The sequence below is a fragment of the Pedobacter sp. genome, assembly GCF_035566355.1.
Taxonomy (GTDB): domain Bacteria; phylum Bacteroidota; class Bacteroidia; order Sphingobacteriales; family Sphingobacteriaceae; genus Pedobacter.
This window is the reverse complement of the sequence record NZ_DATMRL010000518.1, coordinates 1-4,644: the sequence shown is the minus strand read 5'-3', so window position 1 is coordinate 4,644 and position 4,644 is coordinate 1. Positions and strand designations below refer to the sequence as shown.

Sequence of the window (4,644 nt, the reverse complement as noted above, 5' to 3'; positions counted from 1 at the left end):
TTCTTCTGCTTACAGCTACTAAATCCGCCAGTTCATCTATACTGATTCGCTCCTCTATATTCTGTTCTATATATTCCTGGGCTTTTTGGATGGCCTCATCCATATGCGCTTTCTGCCCTCTAAAAATAGCAAAGGCATTTTGGCTGTCTCTGTCAATATCAATTGCAAAGAATTTCGCCACCAATATTGCCATCTCTCTGTTGGTGTATTTTTCCAAAATATACAAGAGCAAATTCCATATAGAATTAGCTCCACCGCTGGAATAGATACTTCCTTCGTCAGTTATGATAGCACCATCTACAATCTGTACATCCTTATACATATTTCTGAATTCATTATAATATGCCCAATGTGTTGAACAACGTTTGCCGTTTATCAAACCAGTGGCGCCCAATAAAAAAGCTCCCAAACAAAGCGACACCACACTCGCACCTTTTTTATGTAATTCTTTAATATATGGTATAGCTTCGTGATTACGAGATACCGCAGTGGCCATATCTCCAAATAATGCCGGGATAATGACAAGATCTGTTCTTTCTACATCTTTTAGAAGCCTTTTTACCGTTACAGTATACTCACCATCGAGCACTTTCACATGTTCTGTCAAGCCTACAAATTCAACATCAAACAGCGGCTCCTGCTCCATGGACAGTAAAAAATCATTAGCACTGTTAAAAACCCGATAAGGGGGCGTAATGGATTCAATAACAGAACTTTCCGGCACATATACAGATACTTTGATCATCGTTTTTTATATTTGGTGTGTAAAAAAACATCCTTTATAACAAAGATAAGGATTTGAAATGAATGTCGTAATTTACCCTTTAAATGTCATTGTTATACCGGATTAATTACTGTAAATCCTGCTAATTTTGGTATATTAAAAACACCAAATATATTTATTATGTCGTTTCAAGCGTATCTAGATAATATCGAAATTAAAACAGGAAAGAGTCCGTCGGATTTTAAAGAGATGGCCGCAGAAAAAGGTTTAATGGAACATGGTTTACTGAACCCTAAAGTTAAAGCTGGCGAAGTTATCTCATGGCTAAAGGAGGAGTTTGACCTGGGCCACGGCCATTCTATGGCTATAGTGGCCTTTTTAAAAGGAAAAAAGGAATAGCAATCAAATTTTTAAATAAACCTATGAATATGGACAATTCAATTTACCCCTGCCTAACCTTAAAAGGTAAAATTACCGAGGCAGCAGATTTTTATATCAATACCTTTGGAGAAGGCAAAATTGGCCAGACTTCACCTTATGTTATCCAGATCCAGTTGAGTGGACAAAAGATCATGCTTTTGAATGATGGTCCCACTTCCACACCTAATCCAGCTATTTCCTTTATGGTGATTAGCGAGGCTGCAGAAGATACTGAAAAGTACTGGAATGCACTGATACAGGATGGAAAATCAATGATGGCCCTGGATACTTATGACTGGAGTCCTAAATATGGTTGGGTTCAAGACAAATATGGAGTTTCCTGGCAACTCTATACGGGCAGTAAATCGGATACACCACAGAAGTTCTGCCCAACCTATATGTTTACCGGAGATCAGGCTGGTAATGCTGGAGAAGCCATTGAATTCTATACACATGTATTTCCAAACTCCAACATTCAGGGAATTATGAAATATGGCAAAGAAGACCAGGATAACATTGATTTTATAAAACACGCACAGTTTCGGTTAAACGGATTTGTTGCCATGGCTATGGACAGTTCTTTTGATCATGGTTTCCAGTTCAATGATGCCATATCTATAGTTGTAGAATGTGATACTCAACAAGAAATTGATGCCTACTGGACACAACTCACTGGAAACGGCGGCAAGGAAGTTGCTTGTGGCTGGCTAAAAGATAAATATGGCCTGAGCTGGCAGATTGTTCCGAAAGCGCTGGGTAAATTATTACAGGACCCGGCACGCGCCCAAAGAGTTATGGGGGCTTTATTGAAAATGAAAAAGTTAATTATTGCAGATCTGGAAAACGCATAAGATGATCATGAAGGTGCACCATAATATGGTACACCTTCATAAAGCTAAGCTTTGACTAATTTTGCGATCTGCTCAATAAGTTCTTTTTCTACAAATGGCTTGCTCACCAATCCGGAAAATCCTTTTTGGAGGAAAGTTTTGATTTCAGAGGGTTCGGTTCCTCCGCTGATTACAATAACAGGCAACCTGTTGAGCGGTTCCTTTAGCTCACGAATGGCTTTCATTAATTCATGACCGTCCATTTCGGGCATTTGAATATCTGTTAAAACTATAGTTATCGCCTGTTCATTGATGATCTTTAAAGCCTCCTGGCCATTTGTGGCCTGATGAAAGGTAACATTCCATTTGCTGGTCATCATTTTCAGAAACTTTAAATTCAATTCATTATCGTCAACCGCCAGGATGCTGATACCATTAAGCAAAGACAATGGATCCTCAGTCCATTCTTCCTGTCCTCCCTCTCCATGTTTTACAGCTTTAACATATGGAATATAAAAACTAAAAGTACTGCCCTCGCCGGCAACACTTTTAACACTGATCTTACCATTCTGAAGATTAACAAATTGTTTACAAATATAAAGACCAAGCCCCGTACCTGTTTTTCCTTTAGCAGAATTGGTTTGATAATATTTAGAGAACAAATTGGCTTGCTGATCTGCACGAATACCAGCGCCAGTATCTGCCACATCTACCTGTAGTCTGTTTTCTTCACCTAAAACTGTTAATTCTGCCTTTACATGAATGCTACCTGCACTGGTATATTTAATAGCATTACTCAACAAATTGACCATTACCTGTTTAAGCCTAAAACTATCTCCAAGCAGGATCGCATCCGTATCTCCTTTAAAAGAATAATCAATGGATAATTTCTTTTTATTTGCACTGAATTCCATGCTTTCGATCACCTCTCTAAGAGTAAAATCGGGATTAAAAGGCTCATTGTTAATTTTGAATTCACTATTCTCCATTTTCGCCGCATCCAGTGTATCATTTAAAGTACCCAAAAGCATATCAGAAGAAAGCCGTATAGAATCCAGCATATCTGACTGCCTTTTCGACAACTCAGTCTGACTAAATATATATAAGAAACCTTTTATTGCGGTAAGCGGATTCCTGATCTCATGGCTCATATGAAGCAGCAAATCCATTTTTTGCTGCGCAATGGTAACAGATCGTTCATTCTCCTTTCGCAGTAACCTTTCAGACTGGCTGAGTTTTATAATGAACACAATAAGCAAACCAGCAAATATCAGTACGAGGAAAAGCGCCACCAGATACAATCGGTTTAATAAGGCAGTCGTTTCCTGATAGCTTTTAAAGGCCATAGACTTAAATTCATCTGCGATATTGTAATTAATTTCTTTCAGATCACTGATGATCCTTTCCAGTTCAGTAGTGATATGCGCATTCAGGCTGATCAGTTCCCTTTGCATACTTAATAGAGACTTATTACGGTTCTGTAACTGTTGTAATCTCTTTGCATAAGCATCTTTATCTCTGGACGCAATTCGCTTTACTGTTGAATCTATAATATTGTTGGTTTGGTTATGGTTAATCTGAATAACCTCCACCCCAACAGTATCCGCCTTATTGGCAATAGCATGTTTGATTCGGGAAAAAAAACCTCTTTTTTTTACGATAGCGGCCTTTTTCACCGTATCAATGTTGTTATTGAAACTCTTTTTCGCCTGATGGGTTTTTATTTTTATAATCCCCTCATCATCAGCATCCACAGTTTTAAAACTGGCATATGCTCTTAATAATGAATCAAAATTATGTTTCAAACCATAAAGTTGATCTGATAATTTAAGCTTTTTAGTATACCAAAGCTGAACCCTCTTGTTTTCAATATTTCTGAAAGCTGCAGAATCCTTGTTCTCCTTTAATAGAGTATCAATAAGGTTAAAAGCATCTGAAAGCCTTTTTTTATAAGAATCCGTTTTCGCAGTATCCGGACTGAGCAAGGAACTCTGAAAATCATCTTCTGCCTGATGAAGCAGTAACAAAGCTTTCTGAGGTCTTGTTTCATCCCGTTCTGCATTAGCAGCCAGTTTAGAAATATGCTCCAGTTTATGAGATATAGAATTACGAACAAAAATTGCAGCAATAGTCAGAATGATCACAAACGCTAAAAAAGCGAGAAGAATGTTCTTTGCTAGAATACGGGTATAAAGTACTTTCATTAATTAAGCTTATTCTTCCAGGGTTTAAATATCAATAAGATTTTCCTTGTTGGATGGCAAAATTAGCAAATTATCTCACATCAAATCAAAGAATTAATGCCTTTGATATGAAGTTAAAAACAACTGCAGTTTAGGAAAAACAGATATCCACAGAAGAAAAACAAGATAGCCTAAAAATACTTTCAGCTTACAATTATTTCTTTTCCAGTTTAAGTACCATTTCTTTGGCAGTTTTGTTTAGTGGATCAAGAGATAGAGATGTCTTGTAGTTGACTAATGCTTCTTTTTGATCACCTTTTTTATAAAAGGCTTCCGCCAGGTTCAGAAATACATTACCAGACTTAGGAAACAGTTTTGCATTGTGCTTAAAAACTTCAATAGCATCATCAAAACGCGATTTTTCCATTAAATAATCTCCAATGCTCTCTAGTTCTCTCTCGCTTCCAAAATTATACTCTTCGCTATT

At 37.3% G+C, this 4,644-nt stretch carries 5 protein-coding genes; 2 read left to right on the top strand and 3 right to left on the bottom strand.

Going from position 1 to position 4,644, the window contains the following annotated elements; all coding sequences use genetic code 11:
* Positions 1–745, bottom strand: a 745-nt coding sequence (locus VNZ46_RS20100) for a GlxA family transcriptional regulator (RefSeq protein ID WP_325561953.1), incomplete at its 3' end; no start/stop codon positions are given.
* Between the two features lie 159 nt (positions 746–904).
* Between VNZ46_RS20100 and VNZ46_RS20095 the strand changes: the two genes are divergently transcribed.
* Both VNZ46_RS20095 and VNZ46_RS20090 read left to right on the top strand, forming a co-directional pair.
* Complete coding sequence (locus VNZ46_RS20095) at positions 905–1,123, top strand: DUF4287 domain-containing protein (RefSeq protein ID WP_325561950.1); 219 nt, start codon at positions 905–907, stop codon at positions 1,121–1,123.
* Positions 1,124–1,152: 29 nt separating this feature from the next.
* Positions 1,153–1,995: a VOC family protein gene (locus VNZ46_RS20090; protein ID WP_325561949.1), complete on the top strand. Its 843-nt coding sequence runs from the start codon at positions 1,153–1,155 to the stop codon at positions 1,993–1,995.
* 44 nt (positions 1,996–2,039) lie between these two features.
* Here the strand turns inward: VNZ46_RS20090 and VNZ46_RS20085 are convergent, their stop codons facing one another.
* Both VNZ46_RS20085 and VNZ46_RS20080 read right to left on the bottom strand, forming a co-directional pair.
* Positions 2,040–4,178: a hybrid sensor histidine kinase/response regulator gene (locus tag VNZ46_RS20085; protein WP_325561947.1), complete on the bottom strand. Its 2,139-nt coding sequence runs from the start codon at positions 4,176–4,178 to the stop codon at positions 2,040–2,042.
* 193 nt (positions 4,179–4,371) lie between these two features.
* Positions 4,372–4,644 (bottom strand): tetratricopeptide repeat protein (locus tag VNZ46_RS20080; RefSeq protein WP_414693511.1); only part of this gene is annotated, 273 nt, incomplete at its 5' end.

Coding starts and splice junctions, on each gene's coding strand:
- VNZ46_RS20095 (WP_325561950.1), top strand. CDS start 905: ATGTCGTTTCAAGCGTATCTAGATAATATCGAAATTAAAACAGGAAAG.
- VNZ46_RS20090 (WP_325561949.1), top strand. CDS start 1,153: ATGGACAATTCAATTTACCCCTGCCTAACCTTAAAAGGTAAAATTACC.
- VNZ46_RS20085 (WP_325561947.1), bottom strand. CDS start 4,178: ATGAAAGTACTTTATACCCGTATTCTAGCAAAGAACATTCTTCTCGCT.